Source organism: Exiguobacterium sp. RIT594 (assembly GCF_003339585.1).
Taxonomy (GTDB): domain Bacteria; phylum Bacillota; class Bacilli; order Exiguobacteriales; family Exiguobacteriaceae; genus Exiguobacterium_A.
In genome coordinates, this window is sequence record NZ_QPKF01000002.1 from 171,227 (window position 1) to 194,529 (window position 23,303).

At 47.9% G+C, this 23,303-nt stretch carries 22 protein-coding genes and 2 riboswitches; of the genes, 10 read left to right on the forward strand and 12 right to left on the reverse strand.

Annotated elements, in window-relative coordinates:
- Positions 1–54: 54 nt before the first annotated feature.
- The 3 genes from DVG79_RS10745 to DVG79_RS10755 are packed head-to-tail and all read right to left on the reverse strand — an operon-like array spanning position 55 to position 2,411.
- Positions 55–861: an ABC transporter permease subunit gene (locus tag DVG79_RS10745; protein ID WP_114596723.1), complete on the reverse strand. Its 807-nt coding sequence runs from the start codon at positions 859–861 to the stop codon at positions 55–57.
- A complete protein-coding gene (locus DVG79_RS10750; protein ID WP_114596724.1) occupies positions 858–1,739 on the reverse strand; it encodes an ABC transporter ATP-binding protein in 882 nt (293 codons plus the stop codon). Before DVG79_RS10750 ends, DVG79_RS10745 begins: the two co-directional genes overlap by 4 nt.
- Before the next feature lie 39 nt (positions 1,740–1,778).
- A complete protein-coding gene (locus tag DVG79_RS10755) occupies positions 1,779–2,411 on the reverse strand; it encodes a methyltransferase (protein ID WP_114596725.1) in 633 nt (210 codons plus the stop codon).
- An 85-nt stretch (positions 2,412–2,496) separates the two neighbouring features.
- On the opposite strand from DVG79_RS10755, the gene DVG79_RS10760 reads away from it, so the two are divergent.
- The 3 genes from DVG79_RS10760 to DVG79_RS10770 all read left to right on the forward strand — a co-directional run bounded on the left by DVG79_RS10760 (position 2,497) and on the right by DVG79_RS10770 (position 5,650).
- Positions 2,497–2,829: a heme oxygenase gene (locus DVG79_RS10760; RefSeq protein WP_114596726.1), complete on the forward strand. Its 333-nt coding sequence runs from the start codon at positions 2,497–2,499 to the stop codon at positions 2,827–2,829.
- Positions 2,830–2,976: 147 nt separating this feature from the next.
- On the forward strand, positions 2,977–3,717 hold the full coding sequence (locus DVG79_RS10765) for a uracil-DNA glycosylase family protein (protein ID WP_114596727.1): 741 nt from the start codon (positions 2,977–2,979) through the stop codon (positions 3,715–3,717).
- A 68-nt stretch (positions 3,718–3,785) separates the two neighbouring features.
- A riboswitch (Lysine riboswitch) is annotated at positions 3,786–3,961 on the forward strand.
- Between the two features lie 105 nt (positions 3,962–4,066).
- Positions 4,067–5,650, forward strand: coding sequence for a Na+/H+ antiporter NhaC family protein (locus DVG79_RS10770; protein WP_114596728.1), 1,584 nt, complete (start codon positions 4,067–4,069; stop codon positions 5,648–5,650).
- Between the two features lie 80 nt (positions 5,651–5,730).
- Here the strand turns inward: DVG79_RS10770 and htpG are convergent, their stop codons facing one another.
- Together htpG and DVG79_RS10780 are read right to left on the reverse strand one after the other, a co-directional pair.
- The gene (gene htpG, locus DVG79_RS10775; protein WP_114596729.1) at positions 5,731–7,596 is read right to left on the reverse strand and encodes a molecular chaperone HtpG; all 1,866 of its coding nucleotides are present in this window, start codon (positions 7,594–7,596) and stop codon (positions 5,731–5,733) included.
- Positions 7,597–7,679: 83 nt separating this feature from the next.
- Complete coding sequence (locus DVG79_RS10780; protein WP_114596730.1) at positions 7,680–8,552, reverse strand: hypothetical protein; 873 nt, start codon at positions 8,550–8,552, stop codon at positions 7,680–7,682.
- A 147-nt stretch (positions 8,553–8,699) separates the two neighbouring features.
- Between DVG79_RS10780 and DVG79_RS10785 the strand changes: the two genes are divergently transcribed.
- Both DVG79_RS10785 and DVG79_RS10790 read left to right on the forward strand, forming a co-directional pair.
- Complete coding sequence (locus DVG79_RS10785) at positions 8,700–9,521, forward strand: SDR family oxidoreductase (protein ID WP_114596731.1); 822 nt, start codon at positions 8,700–8,702, stop codon at positions 9,519–9,521.
- 171 nt (positions 9,522–9,692) lie between these two features.
- Positions 9,693–10,850, forward strand: a complete 1,158-nt coding sequence (locus DVG79_RS10790) for an ArgE/DapE family deacylase (RefSeq protein WP_114596732.1) — start codon at positions 9,693–9,695, stop codon at positions 10,848–10,850.
- 157 nt (positions 10,851–11,007) lie between these two features.
- Here DVG79_RS10790 and DVG79_RS10795 read toward each other — a convergent pair whose 3' ends face one another.
- Positions 11,008–11,364, reverse strand: a complete 357-nt coding sequence (locus DVG79_RS10795) for a WapI family immunity protein (protein ID WP_114596733.1) — start codon at positions 11,362–11,364, stop codon at positions 11,008–11,010.
- Positions 11,365–11,459: 95 nt separating this feature from the next.
- Between DVG79_RS10795 and DVG79_RS10800 the strand changes: the two genes are divergently transcribed.
- Entirely contained in the window at positions 11,460–11,882 is a 423-nt protein-coding gene (locus DVG79_RS10800) for a DUF1801 domain-containing protein (RefSeq protein ID WP_114596734.1), read from the forward strand.
- Positions 11,883–11,952: 70 nt separating this feature from the next.
- Here the strand turns inward: DVG79_RS10800 and DVG79_RS10805 are convergent, their stop codons facing one another.
- On the reverse strand, positions 11,953–13,191 hold the full coding sequence (locus tag DVG79_RS10805; RefSeq protein WP_026827079.1) for an MFS transporter: 1,239 nt from the start codon (positions 13,189–13,191) through the stop codon (positions 11,953–11,955).
- 15 nt (positions 13,192–13,206) lie between these two features.
- The gene (locus DVG79_RS10810; RefSeq protein WP_114596735.1) at positions 13,207–13,662 is read right to left on the reverse strand and encodes a CBS domain-containing protein; all 456 of its coding nucleotides are present in this window, start codon (positions 13,660–13,662) and stop codon (positions 13,207–13,209) included.
- A gap of 187 nt (positions 13,663–13,849) precedes the next feature.
- Between DVG79_RS10810 and DVG79_RS10815 the strand changes: the two genes are divergently transcribed.
- Positions 13,850–14,272: a MarR family winged helix-turn-helix transcriptional regulator gene (locus DVG79_RS10815; RefSeq protein ID WP_114596736.1), complete on the forward strand. Its 423-nt coding sequence runs from the start codon at positions 13,850–13,852 to the stop codon at positions 14,270–14,272.
- Between the two features lie 90 nt (positions 14,273–14,362).
- Here DVG79_RS10815 and mmuM read toward each other — a convergent pair whose 3' ends face one another.
- From mmuM to DVG79_RS10835, 4 genes are all read right to left on the reverse strand, one after another.
- A complete protein-coding gene (gene mmuM, locus DVG79_RS10820; protein WP_114596737.1) occupies positions 14,363–15,295 on the reverse strand; it encodes a homocysteine S-methyltransferase in 933 nt (310 codons plus the stop codon).
- Positions 15,270–16,670, reverse strand: coding sequence for an amino acid permease (locus DVG79_RS10825; protein ID WP_114596738.1), 1,401 nt, complete (start codon positions 16,668–16,670; stop codon positions 15,270–15,272). The genes mmuM and DVG79_RS10825 overlap by 26 nt, the downstream gene beginning before the upstream one ends.
- Before the next feature lie 82 nt (positions 16,671–16,752).
- A riboswitch (SAM riboswitch) is annotated at positions 16,753–16,854 on the reverse strand.
- Between the two features lie 109 nt (positions 16,855–16,963).
- Positions 16,964–18,382, reverse strand: a complete 1,419-nt coding sequence (locus DVG79_RS10830) for a polysaccharide pyruvyl transferase family protein (protein ID WP_026827074.1) — start codon at positions 18,380–18,382, stop codon at positions 16,964–16,966.
- Positions 18,383–18,584: 202 nt separating this feature from the next.
- Positions 18,585–19,493, reverse strand: coding sequence for a ketopantoate reductase family protein (locus DVG79_RS10835; protein WP_114596739.1), 909 nt, complete (start codon positions 19,491–19,493; stop codon positions 18,585–18,587).
- A gap of 182 nt (positions 19,494–19,675) precedes the next feature.
- On the opposite strand from DVG79_RS10835, the gene DVG79_RS10840 reads away from it, so the two are divergent.
- Genes DVG79_RS10840 through DVG79_RS10850 form a run of 3 tightly spaced genes read left to right on the forward strand, consistent with a single transcriptional unit; the run spans position 19,676 to position 23,296 of the window.
- Entirely contained in the window at positions 19,676–20,392 is a 717-nt protein-coding gene (locus DVG79_RS10840) for a GntR family transcriptional regulator (RefSeq protein ID WP_114596740.1), read from the forward strand.
- A complete protein-coding gene (gene gntK, locus DVG79_RS10845; RefSeq protein ID WP_114596741.1) occupies positions 20,385–21,926 on the forward strand; it encodes a gluconokinase in 1,542 nt (513 codons plus the stop codon). Before DVG79_RS10840 ends, gntK begins: the two co-directional genes overlap by 8 nt.
- A gap of 23 nt (positions 21,927–21,949) precedes the next feature.
- Positions 21,950–23,296, forward strand: coding sequence for a GntP family permease (locus DVG79_RS10850; RefSeq protein WP_012371858.1), 1,347 nt, complete (start codon positions 21,950–21,952; stop codon positions 23,294–23,296).
- Positions 23,297–23,303 lie beyond the last annotated feature (7 nt).

The following is a 23,303-nucleotide window of genomic DNA, read 5'->3' on the forward strand; positions in this document are numbered from 1 at the left end:
TCACTTTCTGTAAATTTCCACGTCCGCTTTGGCTTATTTTCCGGTCCAGTTGTGTCAAATCGACAAACTGCGCTTACGGAAACTTATAAACGCACCGATATGGAACAACACACTGATACCCGCTAATATCAAGAGATGCCAAAAGAAGTGATGGGTTCCTTCTAATAATTGCTGGGTGTTAAACAGACTGAAAATCGAGCCGTAACGCATCCAGTCCGTTTTTTCACTGAGACCGGCTCCAATCGTCAGGACAATCGACAGCACAAGGACACTGCCGGCAATCGAAAAGGCACGCCGTTCATCATCAAATAAGGTGGCGATACACAACGTGAATCCACCGATGGCATACAGTAGGAAGAGTGCATTCACTTGAAAGCGGACGAGTGTCATACCGTCAATCGAAACCCCGGAAACAAACCAGTCAGCCATTACTAAAACAAACGTATTGCATAACACCAGGCATGTACTGGCGAGTAGCATCACAATCATCGCCGATGCCGTATATTGGTGACGCGTAATCGGAGCAGCCAGGTATAAAATCAGTTCTCCGTTATCAATCGGCCGTGCGAGCAGGCGTGCAGCAAGCGATAACAGGAACAGGGACGCGATGATTTGAAAAATCAGTCCGTAATAATTTCCGCCGAGTAAGTCGAGCACGTTATCAAAACCGGTCACTTTATCGTATTGGAAAGCTTTTAACACTTCCGGTGGCAGTGCCTGGAGCTTTGCTTCGAGCAGTCCCGTCTTCATCATCGACGGATAGAGTGCGGCAAGCATCAATAAATACAGACTCGTCCCGACTGCATAGGCTGTGATCGGCTTCCCGTTATGCTTGAGTAACGACCAAACGATCGTCATCATGATGGTTCCTCCTCACTGTAATAATGCAAGAAGACATGTTCTAAATCATCTGCCGAAGTTTGAATCGCCCGGACATCATATTCGGTTAAAAGACGGATGATTTGATTCAGCGTCCGTTCGTTACTTGTAAAAAAGGAAACATGATTTTGAAACCGTTGACTTCCAACTTGAAGTGCAAACCGTTCAGCATGTGCTTCCAGACCAAATTCAATCGTGTACTGTTTTCGGCTCGAACGGACCAGCTCATGGATGTCCGACTCGATAATGATTCGCCCCTCTTTAATCAGCGCTGCCCGGTCACACGATTTTTCCATCTCCGGAAAATGATGCGAACTCATTAAAATCGCTTTCCCGCGTTGCCGTTCCTGATCAATCAAACTTAAAAAACGTTCCTGCATCAACGGATCAAGCCCGCTCGTCGGTTCGTCGAGCAGATAGACCGGGGCATCCTTCATGAAGCAGCCGACTAATGCCAACTTTTGTTTCATCCCTTTCGACATCTTCCGGATTTTCGTTTTCGTCTCGAAGGGAAACTGTTCCAGCAACGCCGATTGACGTTCCGGTTGGCTTTGATGGAGTTGCTGCATCAAATGCAGGACCTGTTCACCCGTAAAATCACCCGGTAAATTAATCTCACCCGGTAAATAACCGACAATTCGTTTTACCTCCTGTGATTGGTTCCAACAGTCATATCCACCGATCGTCGCATGACCGGAGTCTGCTTGAATCAGCCCCATCAATTGCCGGATTGCCGTTGATTTCCCGGCTCCGTTCGGTCCGATAAAGCCGAACACCATGCCCGGTTCGACCATGAAACTGACATCAAATAAACCTCGTTTCGGCGCAAATTCTTTCGTCACGTGTTGCAAATGAATCATCCGAATCGCCTCACTTTTCTGGTGATTGCCGTTAGTACCTTATACCCGTTTTGGTACTTCTTGGGACAGATCCACCCGATAAATCACGAACCGTTCGTCATGATTTTTTTCGAAAAGTTCTTTCAGACGGACTTCTTCCACCTGTTCGAAAATGGTCTGATGTTCTAAATAATACCGGTATTCGTCTGCCGGATAATACAAAATTAAATCGAGCGGACGGGGACGTCGTTCAACGGATGCCAAGATTTGGTCGACCACCTTCATGAAAATCTGGACGGAAAACGGATTAAAGAAGTAACATTTCGTGACATCATCCGGAATCGGATAGCTTTCCGCATACGTATGTTCAAAACGGATGCTGCCCTGACGTCGCTTCATTTTTTTCATGTAAGCCGCTTGATTCCTCAAAGCGTCTTCATAAAACTGTCCGTTCATCTCAACACCGATGACGGAACAATCAAACCGGTCATGCAGATAAAAGTTCAACCGACCTTTCCCGCAGCCGAAATCAATGACCGTATCCGTGTAATCGAAAGGATAGACGGCACATAACTCTTCCAGCGCAGCATAAGGCGTCGGTTCATAGCGATTGTAATGGCTGAACGCATTGTAAAGATGCTGAACATCAATCGTCTCGATGCGCAACCGTTCTTCGTACTCTTTTTCATTCATAATTGATTCCTTCTTTCAAGCATTGTTGGTTTCATCGTACTATACTATGAATGTACACATTTCATTCTATAAGGGGGATAATCCAATGATCGTCGTTACGAATCGGATTAAAGTCAAAAAAGGAATGGCCGCCGCAATGGCACCACGTTTCACCCGTCCAAGCGGTCTTGATACGATGGAAGGATTTGTTCGTGTTGAAGTACTCTTGACGCAAGGACTCGAAGAACATGATGAAATGAATGTCAACATGTACTGGGAAGACATGAAGCATTTTGAAGCTTGGCGCAACAGCGATGACTTTAAAGCTTCTCATAAACGTCCGGAACCAACAGACGGAAAACAGGAAGAATCGCCGATGCTCGGCAGTGAAATCATCACGTATGAAGTCGCTTCTGTCAAAGAACGGACTTCTTTATAATTCATGTCAGAACCGCCTTGCCTCCAATTTGGTCGCAAGGTTTTTTTATTCTCAAGAGACCCCTCACTATATTGATATGGGTTTAAATTGTATGTAATACCATTATTTGTTATCATAAATCCCATACAGAAAGAGAGAGGATTTATTATGCTGAATTCATTATCGATTTTTGAACAGGCCATCCGGTCTTTACCGATTGATCGGCCTCTGACCCGCCAGGATTTGTGTGTGGACAGTTTTTTATTACAACAGGAACAGGATTTATCCGTTTATTATTCACCGATCGGCGAATACATCAATCCTTCCGCGAAAGTCGTTTTCATCGGGATTACTCCCGGATTCGAACAGATGCGAATTGCTTATGAAGAAGCGGCTGATGCCTTCCATCATGGCGCGACAATCGAAGAAACATCGAAAATCGTCAAATACAGTGCCAGTTTTGCCGGTCCGATGCGCCGTAATTTGACAACGATGTTAGACGAACTGGAACTGCATCATCTGCTGAATATTTCTTCAACCGCCACGTTATTTCATACAAATCAGGAACTGTTACACACGACTTCGATTCTGAGACATCCTGTTTTTTACCGGGATAAAAATTATACGGGACATCAACCGAAGATTGACCGGACACCACTGTTGCAACATTACGCTTATGAGCATTTTGCGGCGGAATTAAATCAGTTACCCGACCCTGTCATTTTGGTCCCGTTCGGACGCGTCGTCGAATCGACGGTCCGGACATTGCTTCATCAGGGACGAATCAAAAAACATACCGTTTTGTTCGGTTTCCCCCATCCTTCCGGAGCAAACGGACATCGGAAGCGACAGTTTGAAGAAAATAAAGACTATTTGATGAAGCAATTGAATTCTTATTTCAATACCTAACAAACATCCTTAATTTTTTTTTTGGAATGCGATAAAATTTTATTATGAAAAGAATATGACTATTTTATCGATGAGGTAGAGGCGCGGTCTTGATGAGTATTTGGTCTGAGGATGACAACGAAGACGATCGAAGAAAGGTGAGACCGCCGAAGTATCGTCATGTGTCAGACATGACGATGCTGGTCGAACCGGGAAAGACCCGTTCGATTGCCATACGCGTATTGTATGGAGCACTCCAATTCGGCTAAGAAAGACGCATCCAGCAAGGGTGTCGGCTTTGTTGCCGGTGCCCTTGCTTTTTTCTGTGCAACGGGTCTCATCTTCTAAAAAAGGAGGAGAAACCACAACCATGGTCAATTATTCAGATTCTATCGTCGCACTCGTACCAGCACTTGTCGCCATCGTTTTAGCGATCGTTACACGCAAAGTCGTCATCTCACTCGGTGTCGGGATTTTGATTGGTGCCTTGCTGCTTCACAGCTTCAATCCGTTGGATACTGCAGTTTATCTCGGGAAAAACATCTTCAGCCTGTTTTGGGCAGACGGTGCGTTAAATGAATGGAATGTCTTATTACTTGTTTTCTTACTATTACTCGGTGTCTTGTCGACACTGATTCAAACATCCGGCGGTGCCCATGCCTTCGGTGAATGGGCGACGACGCATGTCAAGACGGCACGTGGTGCAAGACTCGCTGCTTTCGGGTTAGGGATTTTGATTTTCATCGATGATTACTTCAACAGTCTTGCTGTCGGAAACGTCAGTCGTCCGTTAACGGACCGTCGTGGCGTCTCACGTGCGAAGCTGGCGTATATCATCGACTCGACCGCTGCACCGGTCTGTGTCATCAGTCCGTTATCGAGTTGGGGTGCCTTCATCATCTCAATCATTGCCGGTATTTTAACGACGCATTCGATTACGGATTACTCGGCGTTCAGTGCCTTCATGATGATTGTGCCATTGAACTTTTATGCTATCTTTGCTTTGTTACTGACGCTCTACATTGCCTATACGGGAATTGCTGTCGGACCGATGCGGACGCACGAGTTGCGGGCTTTACAAGGCGAATTGTTTGATTCCAACAAAGGGACACCGATGGGAATGGCGGAAGAAGTCAAGGAACACGACGGCGGAAAAGTCCGCGATCTGGTTGTTCCGATCATCGTCCTAGTCATCGCGACTGTCACAGCACTCCTTTGGACAGGTGCACAAGCCCTTGCGGCGGACGGCCGATCCTTTACATTAATCGGTGCTTTTGAAGCGACGGACGTGACACGTTCCCTTGTTTCCGGTGTCGTCATCAGTTTAATCGTTGCGTTCCTGATGCTGATCGGTCGAAAAATTCCGGCACGTGATTACCGTATCAGCATCTGGGCAGGGCTAAAATCGATGTGGCCCGCTGTCGTCATTCTGTTGTTCGCCTGGACGATCATCGCAGTTATCGGCGATATGAAAACCGGGGATTATTTAGCCAGTTTCGTCAGCAAATCGATTCCTGCTTCTTACCTGCCGTTCTTATTGTTCTTGATTGCCAGTGTCATGGCGTTCTCAACCGGAACGAGCTGGGGAACGTTCGGGATCATGTTACCGATCGGAGCCGATTTGATCATGGCAGTTGATCCAAGTCTATTGTTACCGACACTTGCAGCTGTTCTTGCCGGATCCGTTTTCGGTGACCACTGTTCACCGATTTCCGATACGACGATTCTCAGTTCGACCGGTGCCGGTTCACATCATATTGACCATGTCACGACACAGCTACCGTACGCGTTGATCGGCGCAGCAGTATCCGCTGTCGGTTACCTCATTCTTGGTGTCACCGGTTCATCCGTATTCGGCTTCCTCGGTGCACTCGTCGCCTTCGTGATTTTCCTCGTCATGTTGAATGTTCTGTCACGCCGCGGTGAAGTGCCGTCGCAACTTCGCTCGGAGTAAGACGAAGTAAACAAGCCATCCAAAAAAGCCGGACCTGATGAATTCATCGGGTCCGGCTTTCTTTATACGATCTTTTTATGTCAGATCATCAAGGCGCAGACTTCATTTGCAAAGGCAACCGGATCTTCAATCGGCAACCCTTCCATCAACAACGCCTGTTGATACATCAGCTTCGTGTACCGTTCAAATTTCGAACGGTCTTCTGTATACGCTGTTTCAATCGCCTGGAAGACGTCATGTGATGTATTCAACTCCAGGATTTTGACCGCTGCGACATCCTGGTTGTTCGGCATCGCTTTGAGGATTTTTTCCATCTCGATCGATACTGCACCATCCGTCGCGAAACAGACCGGATGTGATTTTAGTCGGGTCGAAGCTTTGACTTCTTTGACGTGTCCTGCGAGTACTTCCTGCATCGCTTTAAACATCTCGGCTTGTGTTTCCGTCGTTTCCGCCTGCTCCGTCTGTTCAATCCCGAGATCACTGCTCATGACGGACTTAAATTCTTTTCCGTCATAGTTAAGGAGCATTTGAATCGCAAACTCATCGATTTCTTCCGTGAAGTACAGGATATCAAATCCTTTGTCTTTCACGAGCTCGGATTGCGGCAACTTATCCAGCCGGTCCGTACTTTCACCTGACGCGTAATAGATGTACTTCTGATCTTCCGGCATCGCAGCAACGTATTCGGCGAGCGTCACCAGTTTTTTCTCCTTGGCCGAATGGAACAGAACAAGATCTTTCACCGTATCTTTTTGCATGCCGTAATCGTTGTAGATGCCGAACTTCAGCTGACGACCGAATGCTTGGTAAAACGTCTCGTATTTTTCGCGGTCGTCACGCAGCAATGCTTCGAGCTGTGTCTTGATTTTGCTTTGGATGTTCTTCGCAATCAATTTTAACTGCCGGTCGTGTTGCAACATTTCACGCGAGATGTTGAGCGATAAATCTTCCGAATCGACCATTCCTTTGACGAAGCTGAAGTGATCCGGTAAGAGATCACTGCATTTTTCCATGATCAGAACGCCGTTCGCATACAGTTCGAGTCCTTTCTCGAACTCTTTCGAATAATAATCAAATGACGGTTGCTCCGGAATGAACAAAATGGACTGATAACGGACGGCCCCGTCGGCACTGATATGAATGTGTTTGATCGGTGCGTCAAATCCGTATCGTTTTTCCTGATAGAAGTTGCGGTAATCTTCATCCGTCAGCTCCCGTTTGTTCTTGCGCCAGATTGGTACCATACTGTTGACCGTCTTCATGACCGTCACTGACTCTGTTTCGTCTGATCCCTCGACCGGACGCTGTTCCGTCTCCTCCATCTCAATCGGATAGCGGATGAAGTCGGAGTATTTCTTGATGATGCTCCGGAGACGATACGGTTCTAGGTATTCATCGTAGTTCTCTTCTTCTTCGTTCGCTTTGATATGCAACGTAATCTCTGTTCCGACTGTCTCTTTTTCGACCTCTTCGATCGTATAGCCGTCGACTCCGCGTGACTCCCACTTATAGGCGACGTCACTGCCGAACGGTTTCGTCACGACCGTCACCGTATCTGCAACCATAAATGCGGAATAAAAACCGACACCGAACTGTCCGATGATGTCATGGCCGTCTTTCGACTCATTTTCCGCTTTAAAAGCGAGCGATCCGCTTTTGGCAATCGTTCCGAGGTTTTCTTCGAGCTCGTCTTTTGTCATCCCGATTCCTGTATCGCGCAAAATCAGCTGACGTGTTTCTTTATTCGGTTCAATCGTAATTTTATAGGCATCCTTGTCGAACGTGATTGTCTCGTCCGTCAACGCTTTATAATAAATCTTATCCATGGCGTCACTGGCATTCGAAATCAACTCACGTAAAAAGATTTCCTTATGTGTGTAGATGGAATGAATCATCATTTCGAGCAATCGTTTCGACTCGGCTTTAAATTGTTTCGTTTCCATTTTCGATACCTCCTGTTCATTTTTAGCACTCTATCAATAAGAGTGCTAATTCATTTCCATTATTACGGATACGAAAACGACTGTCAATCCTCTTCCTTATAGAATGCATCGAGTTTTTCGCGGACATGTCGCCCGATCTCCCGCAGCCCGTTCGCCGAGCCATACGTCCCATGACTTCGTCCATTTTCATCGACGCGGCTGCCGAGACCGAGGAACTGTTCGCTCGGTTTAAAATGAAGTCCGATGACAGGCAAACCAAGTTCAGCCGAATATCCGAATTCGACGACAGCGTCCGGATAATCGGGTAAAGAGAAGGGATTTTCCCAGACTGTACTTGAATCAAGCTTTCGAAACCGGTCCGTATGCTCCCGACCGAGTAAAATGATGCCGTGCAGGGAAAACAGCGGCAGTAGTTTCATGAAAAAGGTTTGTCCAAAAACGGATTGCTCCAGTTCATGCCGCATCGAAATCGTCCCCATATACCGTTTCGTCGGAAGCGGAAAGAAATCGGTATGGATGACGGACTGGAGAGAGGAATCGTACAGGGACGCACCCAGTCCGTTTAAGAATCCTTCCAGTTTTCCACCCTGTTCTTTTCCGAACCAGGTTTTGTAGATATCTTTTTGTTTAAAATAGTCATTAAACTTACGGATACTTTGTTCCAGATTGTCATCGGTTAGATACGTCTCTAAAGACATGCCCGGATCCAGTAAAAAGAACGGTCCCGTCGAGTCAAACCGCAGCGTTCCATCCTTTTTTAAAAACTGTCCGGCGGATGGATTCGTCGCCACCGTCAACCAGCTTTTTTTAGTCGCATCACCAAACCATAAGACCGGTGTCGTTCCCTCAATCAGTTCTTCTTTCACCCGTCCATTCTTCAACTCGATCTGATACTGAACGGCTTCCGTTAAGAGTTTTTTTGCTCGTTTTAACTGTCCGGATGTCAGCGTTCTCATTCCCTTCCTGTTGCGCTTTCCTGTTTGAGTTGTTCCCTTTCCTCCAAAACGTTAGACAGTTTGATGGGTTTAGCACGATGGACGCAGGGAATGTTTCATAAGGTGAAGCACAACAACGGACATTATTTTTTTAGGAGGAGATTTTTTATGAAACGACTTGAAAACAAAGTAGCCGTCATTACCGGCTCAGCCACAGGAATCGGTCAGGCAACGGCACTCGTCTTTGCCGAACAGGGTGCGACTGTCGTCTGCGCGGACGTTGATCTTGAAAAAGCACAAGTAACGGTCGAAAAAATTAAGAAAGCCGGCGGAAACGCAGAAGCCTTTCATGTCGATGTCTCACAAGTCGACAGCGTCAAACAACTTGCCGACCATCTAGAGTCTACATATGGAACGGTCGACGTCCTGTTCAACAATGCCGGGATTGACCAACAAGGCGGGAAAGTCCATGAATATCCGATCGAACTGTTTGATCAAATCATCGCCGTCGATTTACGCGGAACATTCTTAACGAGTAAATTCGTCATTCCATTGATGCTGAAGAACGGCGGATCAATCATCAATACGTCATCGATGTCGGGACGTGCAGCCGACTTGAATCGTTCCGGCTACAATGCCGCAAAAGGCGGCATTGCCAACTTCACACGGGCGATGGCGATTGATTATGCCCGTGACGGCATCCGCGTCAACTCGCTTTCTCCAGGGACGATTGAAACACCGCTCATCGATACACTCGTCGGTGGAAAAGAAGAAGAACAAGGCAAACAGTTCCGCGACGCCAACGCCTGGATTACTCCACTCGGCCGTCTCGGAAAACCGCGTGAGATGGCGACGGTTGCTCTGTTCCTTGCGTCAGATGACAGCTCTTACGTCACCGGCGAAGACATTACGGCCGACGGCGGCATTATGGCCTATACGTGGCCGGGTGAAATGTTAATCGACGATAAATGGAAAACAGACGCGGAATAAACGGCTACGGTTTTCTGTTCAGCACGGTTCCTACTTGTGGAGCCGTGCTTTTTTTGTTCATTTTTGAACGGTTTGAGCCTAAGAAATTCGGTGCGCTTAAATGTTTTGGCCATTAGTTTACCTCACTGAACTACTTTTGAACGGGAAAAGTAAAACAAAGGGGGAGAATCTATGCTTACAGAACCGATTACTTATTTACAGCGTTGTTTACAAATTCCAAGCACAAATCCACTCGACGGGGAAGAGAACGTGGCCGCGTACGTCTATGATTTACTGACATCACACGGAGTCAAAACCGACTGGATTGAGGTGTCACCGAAACGGGTTTGTCTCGTCGCCACGATTGAGGCCGGTGCTACTGCCGTTCACCCGAAAACGATCGGTTTCTCGGGTCACCTCGATACGGTACCGGTTAAAATCAGTGAATGGACAAAAGATCCGTTCGGCGGTGCAATCGAAGACGGACGGATCTACGGACGCGGTGCTTCTGACATGAAGTCCGGTGTGATGGCGATGGTCAGTATGATGATCGAATTGAATCAACACGATGACTTGCCGAACCACTTGAAATTGCTGATTACATCGGATGAAGAAAACGGTATGACCGGTGCCCGTCATTTAACAGACCGTGGTGACGCCGATGATTTGGACGCTCTGTTGATTACGGAACCGACAAGCGGTTATCTCGGCTATGCGCAAAAAGGGGTTGTCGGCGTCGAAATATCGTGTACGGGTAAAAGCGCTCACAGCTCTTCGCCACAGCTCGGTCAAAACGCCATCGATGATTTGTATCGTGTGATTCGAGAAATCAAATCCGACCGGTTTACGATTACCGATCACAGCCATCCGGAGCTCGGTCCGGTCGTCGCTTCTATTACGTCGATCACAGGCGGCGAAGGACCGAACGTCATTCCGAGTCGGGCTTCCTTTTATATGGACATTCGAACGATACCGGGCTTTGGACGGGAGCAGGTCCTGCAGGCGCTCGAAGCCGTCAACCAACGGCTGTCTCAACAAGATGAGACCTTCTCGATGGAGGTGACAATCATCAAAGACATTCCTTCCTGCGAGACGGACCGTGACGATCCGTTCTTACAGATCGTCGCGGAAACGATGGAATCCATCCGGAAGCAGCCAACGCAACGTGTCGCGATTCCTGGCGGGACAGACGGTGCCATGTTCAGTCAGGCGGCCCGGAACTTCCCGATTGCAGTGGCTTCGTTCCACGATTTTAGACTGGCGCATCAAATTGATGAGTCGATTCCGCTGTCGGAATATGCGGAAACGATCGAATTGTGTAAGCGTCTTGCCCTGAAAACATATGTCTGAAAAGAGACTGACTCAAAAAGGAATCTCTCGTCTTTTCACGCCCTTTCCTGTAGGAATTGCATGAAACAGTGATTTCTGTTTAAACGAAAAAAGGGCGGCAGAATTAGAATCTGCCACCCTTTTGTTTGTAGAGACTGACTTTTGAGTCAGCCCCTTTTTAAGTATAGACACCAATCAAAGCAAGGGCTTGTCCGATGTAACTTTGATCGGACGGCAGAACGTGTTTCGATTCACCGGCGAAACACCATTCGATTTGAACATGCCCAAGCCGGTCGTAAATCAATTCAAAGACAAACTCACTATTTTTAAAAGAAACGCTTCCCGGAAACCGTTCGTGTACCATCCGGAACTCACCGGCAAACCGGTCATACTCTTCAAACGACAACGTCATCTGATGAATTTTTTTAGCCTGATGCCAAACTTCGATTTTTAATACAGCCGACGCTTGATTCACTTCCGTGATGTGCCACGCCAGCGTTTCCTCATATCCTGTAAACGGGATGATATGTTTCAACGAAATCACCTCTTTTTGAATGAATGCCTGCCAGACAGGGAATGGTTTTATATCGAATCCGGTATAGTTTGTCCTCTTACGAAAGGAGACTTCCGATGAGTACATCACAAAAGACGTTGCCGACAGATCAGAGTGTTGATGCCTTTTTAAGTCAGATTACACCTGTCACGAAACGAACGGACTGCGAACAGTTACGCCAGATTTTCGAAGAAATGACGGGGCAACCGGCCGTCATGTGGGGAGAAAACATCGTCGGATGCGGACATTACCATTACCGTTATGCGTCCGGTCACGAAGGCGACTCGTTTCTCGTCGGGTTTTCGCCGCGCAAGACGAATATCAGCCTTTATCTTGCGACTGGTATTGAGCGGGACCAGTACCTCGCGCGCCTCGGCAAACACACGAGCGGTAAAAGCTGCATCTCTATCACTAAATTAGCAGATGTCGACCTGCTTGTCTTAAGAGAACTGATTGTCCATTCGGTCGCTTTTCTCGAAACAACCTATCCGAAATACTAAGCTCCCCAAAAAAACGTCCCTGCTTCCGCTGATTTAGCGAAAGAAAGGACGTTTCGTTTACTGTTTCAATTTAATGCCCGCTATCTGCTGTATCGATGTGACGAATGTGTTTGAGATTGACCCCGATGATGACAACAGACAGTAAGACGAACGCGCTACCGACATAAAACGGCAGGTTGGCATTATAGATTTCAGCCAATTTACCGGCCATGAATGGCGCGATGGCTGCCCCGAGAAAACGTAAGAAACTGTATGCAGCGGATGCCGTCGAACGTTCGACCGGTGCTGCATCCATGACGGCCGTCGTAATCAAGGTGTTGTTATTCCCGAGTACTGCCCCGGCAAGAATGACACAGACGATGACGACAGCTGGTGTTTCGGTAAAGATCCCCATTAACAACAACAGGACGGCGAACAAGAGAAGCATCAGTACCATTGCTTTGATTGTTCCGAGCCATTGTTTTAATTTTGGTGCGGTTAACACGGATGTCAACGCAAGCAACATTCCCCAACCGAGGAAGACGAAGCCGAGTCCTTTTGCCGGGAGCTTCATGACGAACGGCGCATAGGCCATGATCGTGAAGAATCCGACATTATACAAGGCGGCGACGATACCGAGCGTCAGTAAAGACCGGTGTTTCATTGCCTGGAACGGCGCAATCAACGAAATCTTTTTCGCCGGTGTTGCGGTTGCGACTGGTTTCGGCATCAGGAATAATAACACGAGAAACGCGATGACCATGATCGTCGCAACACCCATAAAAGGTGCACGCCATGTGATTGAACCAAGTGTTCCACCGAGCAATGGACCGATTGAAATCCCGAGACCGACTGCCGCTTCATATAAGATGATTGCTTTCGCTGTTCCGCCGGATGACAAGGAGACAATCGCTGCGAGTGCTGTCGCGACGAACAGTGCATTTCCGAGTCCCCAGCCGCCGCGTAACGCGACGAGTGTCCAGATGCTGTCAGCTTGTGACGCAAAACCGGCAACGGTTGCAATGACGGCAATCCCGAGCATCAATGTTCCTTTTTGACCGATCCGTGAAGAAATTGCGCCGGTGATCAGCATCGCAAACGCCATGACGGCGTTGTAGCTTGTAAATAAGAGTGTCACTTCACTTTTCGATGCTTCGAGGTTTTCGGCAATCGTCGGTAAAACCGGATTGACGAGCCCCATCCCCATGAATGCCGTAATACTGGCAAAGAATACCGCCCAAACAGCAATCGGTTGATGCAGTAAACCATGCTTGCTTTCCGATAAAACTGTTTCAGGCGCAAGTGTCGTTGTTTTTTCCGCAAGAGCCATATAAATCCTTCTTTCTTAAATAAACTGTTTAAACGAATGACGGATGACGTCACCGCGACTGATGATTCCGACGAGCTTGCCGTCTTTTAGAATCGGTAATTTTTTAATTCGTTTTGAACCGAGTGTCGCTGCAATTTCTTCCATCTCGGTTTCTGTCGTCGCTGTCACGACCTTCCGGCGTGCCATGTCCATGACAGGACGTGTCAGGATGTGACGGACGCGCTCTTCATAGTTTTCATCATCGCCTTTGACGACATCGACATATAAAAACGTATCGACAATGATGTCTTTATGTTTGCCGATGGCCCGCATGATATCGCCGTCACTGATATAGCCGACGACTTCCTTCTCTCCGTTGACGACCGGAACCCCACTGATACCGGATGTAATAAAACGTTCTACTACCGTCCGGATCGTATCCTGTTCATTGACCGTAATGACGGTTTCTTTCATCGATTGATAAGCTTTCATCAGAATTCTCCTTCATCAGACGCTGTAATATAAAATAAGTTCATACCAACAAGTTTCACGATACAATTAAATAACATTTATGATTGTATAATACAACTATAACCCTGTCAAGAAGCCTGCCTTTGATTGACAGAGGACAGCCCGTGCGTAATGATGAGGGCAATGAATGCTAATGAGAGGTGACAATATGTCGAATCAATCCCTGGAAACAATCGAACTGGAACTGGCGATTCTTATTCGTCGTTTGACGACGGCAACGGCCGATAATCGGAACCTGGACCGTGCTTCCTATTTACTCTTGCGCCAGTTATCCGACTCCGGTCAAGTCGGTGTCAAAACCCTTGCCCGAGAGTTGCAACTCGACGTCTCGACCGTCAGCCGGCAAGCGGCTGCGCTCGATCAGAAAAAATTAGTCGAAAAAATAAAAGACCCGACAGACGGCCGGGCCTTCTTTTACAACATCACAGATTACGGTCAACAAGAGCTCGAAATTTACCGGACAGCCCGTTTAACAAGCATCGAACGGTTATTACATGACTGGCCGGATGAAGATGCCGAATCGTTCGGTCGGTTGCTGAAACAGTTTAATCAGGCATTACGGGAACGGTGAGTTTCTGAAAATACGAAATATCAGTCTAAAAAGAGGATGGATGCAAAATTCCGCTCTCTTTTTTTGTCCTTCATTAGATACGACTTCCAGTTAACCGATTGTCACCTTTTGCTGAATCCGCTCAATCTGCTCCGGTGTCGTCCGACAACATCCGCCGATTAACCGGGCACCTGCGGCATACCATTCCGGAGCAATGTCTTCGAAAGCCGTACACACTGTTTCACCGGACCAGGTCTTGCTGACCGGATCATACTGCTCACCGGAATTCGGATAGACGATAATCGGTACATCGGTCAGTTGTTTTAATGTCATGATGAACTCTGTCGCAATCGATGCCGGAAAACAGTTCGCGCCGATCGCCGCCAGTTGCGGATGATCTCCTAACGCTTCGATACATTCACTCAACGGTGTTCCTTCACTGATGTGTGTTGCGTCACGCAGGGAAAAGGCAAGCCAGGCCGATTGTTCCGGAAACTCCTCGAGCAGCCGGAACAGCACTTTCGCTTCCTGCAAGGAGGGAATCGTCTCAAATGCCAACACGTCCGCCCCTGCCGCGATTAACGCTTCCAGACGAGGACGGTGGAAAGCTTCAAGTTGCGCATCGTCGACTCCGTAATGACCGATGTATTCGGATCCGTCCGAGAGATAGGCACCGTAAGGACCAATCGATCCCGCAATCAAAGCGTGATCCGCTGCCGGTCCGGTTTCCGCACGCGCCTGCTGTGCCAGATAGACCGTTTGTTTCATCAGTTCGATCGCTTCCTCTTCTTTAATCCCCCGGCTGCTGAAGCCGGCGACACTCGCTTGGTAGCTGGACGTGATGGCGCAATCCGCCCCGATTTTAAAATAATCCGCATGGACGCGGTGAATCTGTTCCGGTTCTTCAAGCAGTACCCGGGCCGACCAAAGCGGATCATCGAGATTTCTCCCATGGCGTTCAAGTTCCGTCGCCAGTGCTCCGTCCAATAAAATATAGGGTTTTTCTTTTAACAGTCGTTCAACTGGATTGTTGTTCTTTGACATCTTCCACACTCCGTTTCCATGATGTTTTCGTCAGATGATGAACAATATAACAGACCGCAATAAACGGAACCCCGAAATAGAGGGCGACCCGTTGCGTCGGATCAAAGGCGATTCCGATCAATGAAGCCAAACACATTAAAAACGACAGAATCGGTACAACCGGATACCAGGGTGTCCGGTAAACCAAATCGTTTAGATCATGCCCCTCTTGCAGATAACGCTTACGGAACATGAACTGTGAGGCGCTGATGCTCATCCAGACAACGACGACTGCCAGTCCCGAGATCGAGACGAGCGCAATGTAGACGGAACCCGGTGCATAGACGCTGGAGAACAGGGCAAGCAGACCGCCGAGCATACTGAAGAGAACGGCACGTGTCGGCACTCCGCTCGCATTTAATTTAGAAAAGAACGGCGTAATCATCCGTTGATCGGATAAAGACCAAAGCATCCGTGATGCGGCGTACAGACCGGAGTTCGCTGCCGATAAAATCGCGGTCAGGATGACGAAGTTCATGATGTCTGCTGCAAACGGAAGACCGATCCGTTCAAACACAGCAACGAATGGACTTTCAAGCACTCCTTTTGAATCGTTTGGTAACAGAATTGCGAGCACAATGATCGTCCCGACAAAAAATAAGACGAGCCGGAAGACGGTCGTTCGAATGGCGAGCGGAACCGTCCGTTTCGGATCGACCGCCTCACCTGCTGCAATCCCGATTAACTCTGTTCCGGAATAGGCAAAGTTAACGGCGAGCATCGTCATCAAGATGGCGAACGCTCCGTTCGGAAACAGGCCCCCCTCCGTCAACGGAGCGAGAAGCGGTGCTTGTGAGCCATCCGCAAGGGGCAAGAACCCGACGATTGCTGCTGTTCCTAAGACGATGAACACTAAAATCGTCAGCACCTTGACGGCAGAAAACCAAAATTCAACTTCCGCGAACAAGCGGACCGTCAAGACATTGATGCCTAAAATCATGACGACGAATAAAGCACTGAACAGCCAGACCGGAACATCCGGAAACCAGCGTTGCATCAATAAACCGGCTGCCGTAAATTCGGAACCGAGCGCGACCGTCCACGTCAGCCAGTAAAGCCAGGCGACGGTATAGCCTGTTCCGGATCCAATATATTTTGTGGCGTAGCTGTGAAAGGCACCCGTCTCCGGCATATGTACCGCCAGCTCCCCTAGACAGAGCATGACAAGATATACGGCCAGCGCTCCGACCAAGTACGATAAAATCGTTCCGACCCGTCCTGTCTGCTCGAGCGTATACCCTGTACTTAAAAATAATCCGGTCCCGATGACACCGCCGAGTGACAACATGACGATATGCCGGGATTCCATTTTCCGACGAAACGTTCCTTCTTTCATTACTCCTCCACACTCCTCTTTTTCTCGTTAAACTAAAAAAACGCACCCACATACATGGGTGCGTCGGTCGACAATCAAAGGAAGCTTATCGATCGGGTACAACACCCGCAGGAATTAGCACAGTATCTTTCGACCTGTTGCTGAGGCTTCAAAGGGCCAGTCCCTCCACCTCTCTGGATAAGAATGTAATTTTTCATAACAGTACCAACCCTGTTTTGAATTGTCAACACAATTCAGAATTTATCATGTAAAAAAAAACGCCTTATACCAAATTGGTATAAGACGTCTGTCGCTTATTTCTTCGCAAACAAATCAGCTGTCTTCAATGCCATCCGAACCGCTTTGCGGTTCAATGTGCCTTGTTGATGCTTCATTTCTTTTGTTTGACTGTTCAACTTGCCTTGAAGCGATTTGATTTTCTTATCTTTTTCAGCCATTTTCGCTTTATCGCGTTTTTGAGCTGCCACGATTTTTTGCTCTTCTGCCGGGAAGTATGATTCAAAACGTGAAACGGCTTCTTCGATACTGATTCCTGTGATCGGTTTAACGACCGGGAGCAACTCTGCTTTGGCCATTTCGCGATCAAACGGAACGTTCTCCGGATAGTTCGTTTCTTTGTAGATATGCTCTAAATCATTTGTGTTCAAGAAATCAACGAAGTTATCGAAGTTACGTGCTTGAACACGTGTCGGGCTTTGGAAGTCAGCCGACTCAATCACATCCGACAAGCGTGTGCTGTCTGTGATGTCATTTGCCCAGATGTGTGTCAATTGGTGATAATCCGTTAATTCACGCATCCGTGCATCTTTCGGAATCAGGATACTTGGTGTTCCGGCAAGTGTTGCCGTGATGTTACCGTGAAGACGTGCTCCGAAGCTGAAGTCAGCTTCTTTCAAGAAGTCGATCCATGTCTGTGCGTTCAGGAAGAAACGGACACGGTCGTTCATGTAAGTCGGATCCGACATCTTGACCGGATAGTTCGTGACCGATAAGTCAGCAATCGGATGTGTCCCTGTGTACGTCAAGCGTAACTCTTTCATCCATTGCGGGATGAAGTAATGGTTCGGGTACTCTTCCATTCCGCGTGTGATGAAGTTAAGGACGTTTTGCGGTGCAAGACGTGATGAGTTGACACCGATCATTGAATCTTTTGTGATGTTCGTTTCACGAATTTTCAAATCACGACCGAACGCATACATCGACGGGCAACCGATGACTTTGTGATCGATTCCTTCGCGGAAACCAAGACGCGTTAAATATTTTGATGTGATTTCGCCGCGAAGTCCAAGCATGCTTGAGCGCTCAAGAACTGCACTGACAAACGCTTTAACGTCTTCATCAAATGAGAAACCGTCGTTTAAGTTCGCTTCAAACGGTGCGCGTAAACCGACACCGATGACGACGACCGGAATCTTTAGTTTTTTAATCAATTTTGTATATTTACGAAGTGTCGGGACGAATTCTTTACGGAATGCATCAGCGAGTGGAATGACATATAAATCGAAGTTCGCATTGATTTCATCTGCACGCTCTTCTTCATAGTAGTAGTAATCTGGTGTAATCGTCGTGCCTTCTGTCATCAAAGTGCGGAAAATACTGTATTGATAAATCAGGTTTCCGACGTTCCCTCCGATTGAGTTATGCTTCATCAAATATTCTGCGTCGAACTGTTCAAACGGTGTCATACCCGCACGGATAATAATACGTTTCATGTAAAATAATTCCCCTCTCACTTCTGTTCTCATTTTAAATAATATAAAAATATATTTTGGTTTTTAACCATCTTGTCTTCTCAAGAATAGTTGAATGCAATTCAGCAAGTCAACGAATAGCTGAAAATTACACATTATTGTGGATTATGAAGTTATTCAGTCACTAGTACAACCTAACACTTATTCCCTATATAACAACTAGTTAAACGTCTTTTCTCAACATACGATAAATTTCGAGATTCGCATAAACCGCCGGTAACATCACTTGTGTCGCTTCCTCTTTCGAAAGAAGGGTGCCGAACAAATGAGCTGACTCGACTTCATTACCTTTCTCCATATCGCGTTGTAAAGAGGATTTCATCGTTTCAGCCATTTGTGCGATCTGTTGCTGTTGAATCTGTTCAATCCCATCACTGAACACAGCACCTTGACGTTCCATCGCCGCTTTAGCCTCCGTTGCCAGGCGGCGCATCATCGCCATCCCTTCCTCCTGCGAACGGATCGGACCAATCGCTGAACGGAAAAGTGACGTCACACCGGAAAACGTCGTGATGAACAGATACTTATTCCACATATCGCGGGTAATCGTATCTGAATAGTTGATCGGAGCCGCTGTTCCGGTCAAATGCTGTTTCAATTCTTCCAAGCGGTCTGTCCGCGTTCCCGGCAATGGACCAAATAACAGATGGTGGGACGGACTCGTCTGTACGATGTGTCCTTTTCCATCAAGCGTTGATTCGATGAAACAGAGTCCGCCCAGCACACGTTCCGCTCCGAAGTGTTGCTTCAGTTGCTTTAAATGGGCCATTCCGTTTAGCAACGGCAAAATATATGTATCGGTTGCGACGAACGGTTCGATGTCCTCTAACACCTGCTCCAGATGATAGGCCTTGGTCGATAAAAGAATGACATCAAACGTTCCTTTTTCTCCGGTCCGGATCAGACGCGGAGAACAGGTAATATCTCCATGAAGACTCTTGACATGAAGTCCCGCACGCAATTCCTCAAACCGGCGTTCACGGACTAAAAATGTGACGTCTTCCCCTTTTTCCGCCAATCGTGCCCCGAAATAACCACCGACGGCACCGGCACCGACTACTAAAATTTTCATTTTATCCCTCCATCTGACTGATGTCTTACGATCTGTTCTACGCTTTCGTTCTCTAGCCTATCACATCGAAAAGTCGTAATTTTGATAAAGATGACAATTTAATTAAAGCGCTTGCATTTTAGTTTTCCTCGTTTATACTACTTGTATACAAGTATACTTATTCGACAAAGAGGGTGTTTTTTATGTCTGATCTTTTATACCCGATTAAATGGTTATCAAAAGCATCCGCCGGTGATCGTGTCGCCCATGAACTGCGGATGCGGATCATTTCCGGCAAGATCGAGAGCGGTACGGTCCTATCCGAAAACAAACTGGCTGCTGATTTTTCCGTCAGCCGATCTCCTGTCCGGGATGCCCTGAAGGTGTTGGCGTCAGAACGCATCATCCGGCTGGAACGGATGGGCGCCGTTGTCGTCGGACTGTCCAAACAAGACATCCAGGAAATTTACGATGTCCGTCTGTTAATCGAGACGTTCGTCTTCGAGCGGATCGTTAAGATGGATCGAAAGGACCTGGTTCGTGAACTGAGCAAGGTGCTCGAAATGATGAAAATTGCCGTCAAATACAAAGACGCAGATGAATTTTCCTATCAGGATGTTCTGTTCCATGAAACAATTATCCGGTCAATTGACCACGGATACGTCAGCATGATGTGGCAGAATCTCAAACCTGTCATGGAAAGCTTCATCCTGCTGTCGATGCGTCAACGAATCGAAGACGATATCGAAGATTTTGACCGGATTCTCGAGAACCATGCACTCTACATCGAAGCAATCGAGACCGGCGACCGCAAACGAATGATTGCTTCGCTGCATCAGAACTTCGATGATGTGCAAGAGGTTGAGGATTTATGGAAATCGCAACAACTGATGACGAAAGGAGTCGAACCACATGACTGAACACATGCTAGGGATTGATATCGGGACGACGAGCACCAAAGCCGTACTCTTTACGACAAAAGGGGAAGTCGTCGGACAAACGAATGTCGGTTATCCGCTGCACACGCCGAATCGCTCGACGGCGGAGCAGGATCCGGAAGAGATTTTCCATGCCGTGCTCGAAAGCATCCGGTTGATGACGAAACAACATCCGACCGAGCAACCGAAGTTCGTCGCCTTCAGCAGTGCGATGCACAGCTTGATTGCGATAGATGAACACGATCAACCGCTGACCGCCTGCATCACGTGGGCCGACAGCCGGAGCGAAGTCTGGTCGAACCGAATCAAGGAACAGTACGGTTACTCGATTTATCACCGCACCGGAACTCCGGTCCATCCGATGTCGCCGCTCAGTAAGATTTGCTGGCTCGTCGAAGAACATCCGGACATTGCCGCGCGGACGAAAAAATACATCGGCATCAAGGAATTTGTCTTCCAGCGTCTGTTTGGACAATACGTCATCGACCATTCACTCGCTTCAGCGACCGGTTTATTCAACATCCATGATCTCGACTGGGATGCGGAAGCGTTACAGGTCGCAGGCATCGATGCAACCAAATTGTCGCGACCGGTTTCGACGACAACGTCCTTTACCGATTTAGCACCGGAATACGCCAAACAAATTGGCCTAGATCCTTCTACACCGTTCCTGATCGGGGCAAGCGACGGCGTCCTGTCGAATCTCGGGGTTAACGCGATCCGGAAAGGCGAAATCGCCATTACGATCGGAACGAGCGGCGCAATCCGGACGATCATCGACCGTCCGCAAACGGATGAAAAAGGCCGGATCTTCTGTTACGCCTTAACCGAGAACCATTGGGTCATCGGTGGACCGGTCAATAACGGCGGCATGGTCTTACGCTGGATTCGTGACGAACTGGCCTCGGCGGAAGTCGAGACCGCGAAACGTCTTGGTATTGATCCATATGCCGTCCTGACGAAAATCGCCGAACGCGTCCGTCCCGGATCAGACGGTTTACTGTTCCACCCGTATTTGTCAGGCGAACGGGCTCCGCTTTGGAATCCGGATGTCAGCGGTTCTTTCTTCGGCTTGACGCTGTCACACAAAAAGGAACATATGATTCGGGCCGCCCTCGAAGGTGTCATTTATAACTTGTACACTGTCTTCCTGGCGTTAATCGAATGTATGGATGGTCCGGTCACACGGATTCAGGCAACCGGGGGGTTCGCCCGTTCTGAAGTGTGGCGTCAAATGATGGCGGATATTTTCGAATCGGAAGTCGTCATTCCGGAAAGTTTTGAAAGTTCATGTCTCGGGGCCTGTATTCTCGGATTGTATGCGACAGGGGAAGTCGATTCGTTCGAAGTGGCAGCAGACATGATCGGCGATACACATCGCCATGTGCCAAATGAGGAAGCAATGCACGAATACCGTCAGTTACTGCCGATCTTCATCAGTTTGGCACGTGTCCTGGAAACGGATTATCGACGCATCGCTACGTATCAACGGGGTCTGATTCAAAAAGAAATTTAATTTAAGTTTTTGGGGGAAGTCACATGCCATTAGTCATTGTTGCTATCGGGATTATTCTGTTACTCGTTTTAATTATGGGGTTAAAATTAAACACGTTCGTTTCTTTAATCATCGTCTCGTTCGTCGTCGCTTTACTACTTGGAATGCCGCTTGATCAAATCGTCACGACGATTGAAGCCGGTCTCGGCGGAACGCTTGGTCACCTCGCCTTGATCTTCGGACTTGGTGCCATGCTCGGAAAATTGATTGCCGACGCAGGTGGTGCGCAACGGATTGCGATGACGCTTGTCGCGAAGTTTGGGGAAAAGAACATCCAATGGGCTGTCGTTGTCGCCTCATTCATCATCGGGATTGCGTTATTCTTTGAAGTCGGCTTGGTGTTGTTGATTCCAATCGTCTTCGCCATTTCACGTCAGTTGCGCGTCTCGATCCTTTATCTCGGGATTCCGATGGTCGCTGCGTTATCGGTCACTCACGGTTTCCTGCCGCCTCACCCGGGACCGACCGTTATTGCCGGGGAATACGGAGCTGACCTTGGTCAAGTTCTCTTATACGGCTTTATTGTAGCCGTACCGACCGTCATCATTGCAGGACCCATCTTTACAAAAATTGCGAAACGGATCGTTCCGGATTCATTCAAGAAAACCGGCAACATCGCTTCACTCGGGGAACAAAAAGAATTTAATTTAGACGAGACACCAGGATTCGGTATCAGTGTCTTCACAGCGATGCTGCCTGTCCTCCTGATGTCGATCGCAACGATTTTAACGTTATTGCAAAAAACGCTTGGTTGGGAAAGTAACAGTGTTTTATCTGCCGTTCAATTCATCGGAAACGCATCGACGGCGATGCTGATTTCCTTGCTTTTCGCTATCTACACGATGGGACTGGCGCGTCAGATTCCAATTAAAACCGTCATGGATTCTTGTACGACGGCCATCACACAAATCGGAATGATGCTACTGATCATCGGCGGCGGCGGTGCCTTTAAGCAGGTCCTGATTGACGGCGGTGTTGGTAAGTTCGTCGCTCAGATGTTTGAAGATACGACATTATCACCAATTTTACTCGCATGGATCATCGCCGCCATCTTACGGATTTCACTTGGTTCGGCAACCGTCGCTTCACTGACGACAGCCGGGCTCGTCATTCCGTTGCTTGGTCAATCGGATGTCAATCTCGCACTTGTCGTCCTCGCAACGGGAGCCGGCAGTTTGATCGCTTCACACGTCAACGACGCCGGGTTCTGGATGTTTAAAGAATATTTTGGATTAACGATGAAAGAAACTTTCGCGACGTGGACCTTGCTTGAGACAATCATTTCCGTCTTCGGACTTGGATTCGTCCTCCTGCTCAGTCTCGTCGTCTAAAAAAGGA

Excerpts from the sequence above, each read along its gene's own strand:
- DVG79_RS10770 (WP_114596728.1), top strand. The coding sequence starts at position 4,067 with ATGGTCAATTATTCAGATTCTATCGTCGCACTCGTACCAGCACTTGTC.
- DVG79_RS10840 (WP_114596740.1), top strand. The coding sequence starts at position 19,676 with ATGTCTGATCTTTTATACCCGATTAAATGGTTATCAAAAGCATCCGCC.
- DVG79_RS10835 (WP_114596739.1), bottom strand. The coding sequence starts at position 19,493 with ATGAAAATTTTAGTAGTCGGTGCCGGTGCCGTCGGTGGTTATTTCGGG.
- DVG79_RS10785 (WP_114596731.1), top strand. The coding sequence starts at position 8,700 with ATGAAACGACTTGAAAACAAAGTAGCCGTCATTACCGGCTCAGCCACA.
- htpG (WP_114596729.1), bottom strand. The coding sequence starts at position 7,596 with ATGGAAACGAAACAATTTAAAGCCGAGTCGAAACGATTGCTCGAAATG.
- DVG79_RS10755 (WP_114596725.1), bottom strand. The coding sequence starts at position 2,411 with ATGAATGAAAAAGAGTACGAAGAACGGTTGCGCATCGAGACGATTGAT.
- DVG79_RS10830 (WP_026827074.1), bottom strand. The coding sequence starts at position 18,382 with ATGAAACGTATTATTATCCGTGCGGGTATGACACCGTTTGAACAGTTC.
- DVG79_RS10765 (WP_114596727.1), top strand. The coding sequence starts at position 2,977 with ATGCTGAATTCATTATCGATTTTTGAACAGGCCATCCGGTCTTTACCG.
- DVG79_RS10810 (WP_114596735.1), bottom strand. The coding sequence starts at position 13,662 with ATGAAAGCTTATCAATCGATGAAAGAAACCGTCATTACGGTCAATGAA.
- DVG79_RS10780 (WP_114596730.1), bottom strand. The coding sequence starts at position 8,552 with ATGAGAACGCTGACATCCGGACAGTTAAAACGAGCAAAAAAACTCTTA.
- gntK (WP_114596741.1), top strand. The coding sequence starts at position 20,385 with ATGACTGAACACATGCTAGGGATTGATATCGGGACGACGAGCACCAAA.
- DVG79_RS10815 (WP_114596736.1), top strand. The coding sequence starts at position 13,850 with ATGTCGAATCAATCCCTGGAAACAATCGAACTGGAACTGGCGATTCTT.
- DVG79_RS10850 (WP_012371858.1), top strand. The coding sequence starts at position 21,950 with ATGCCATTAGTCATTGTTGCTATCGGGATTATTCTGTTACTCGTTTTA.
- DVG79_RS10825 (WP_114596738.1), bottom strand. The coding sequence starts at position 16,670 with ATGAAAGAAGGAACGTTTCGTCGGAAAATGGAATCCCGGCATATCGTC.
- DVG79_RS10750 (WP_114596724.1), bottom strand. The coding sequence starts at position 1,739 with ATGATTCATTTGCAACACGTGACGAAAGAATTTGCGCCGAAACGAGGT.
- DVG79_RS10800 (WP_114596734.1), top strand. The coding sequence starts at position 11,460 with ATGAGTACATCACAAAAGACGTTGCCGACAGATCAGAGTGTTGATGCC.
- DVG79_RS10745 (WP_114596723.1), bottom strand. The coding sequence starts at position 861 with ATGATGACGATCGTTTGGTCGTTACTCAAGCATAACGGGAAGCCGATC.
- DVG79_RS10805 (WP_026827079.1), bottom strand. The coding sequence starts at position 13,191 with ATGGCTCTTGCGGAAAAAACAACGACACTTGCGCCTGAAACAGTTTTA.
- mmuM (WP_114596737.1), bottom strand. The coding sequence starts at position 15,295 with ATGTCAAAGAACAACAATCCAGTTGAACGACTGTTAAAAGAAAAACCC.
- DVG79_RS10760 (WP_114596726.1), top strand. The coding sequence starts at position 2,497 with ATGATCGTCGTTACGAATCGGATTAAAGTCAAAAAAGGAATGGCCGCC.
- DVG79_RS10790 (WP_114596732.1), top strand. The coding sequence starts at position 9,693 with ATGCTTACAGAACCGATTACTTATTTACAGCGTTGTTTACAAATTCCA.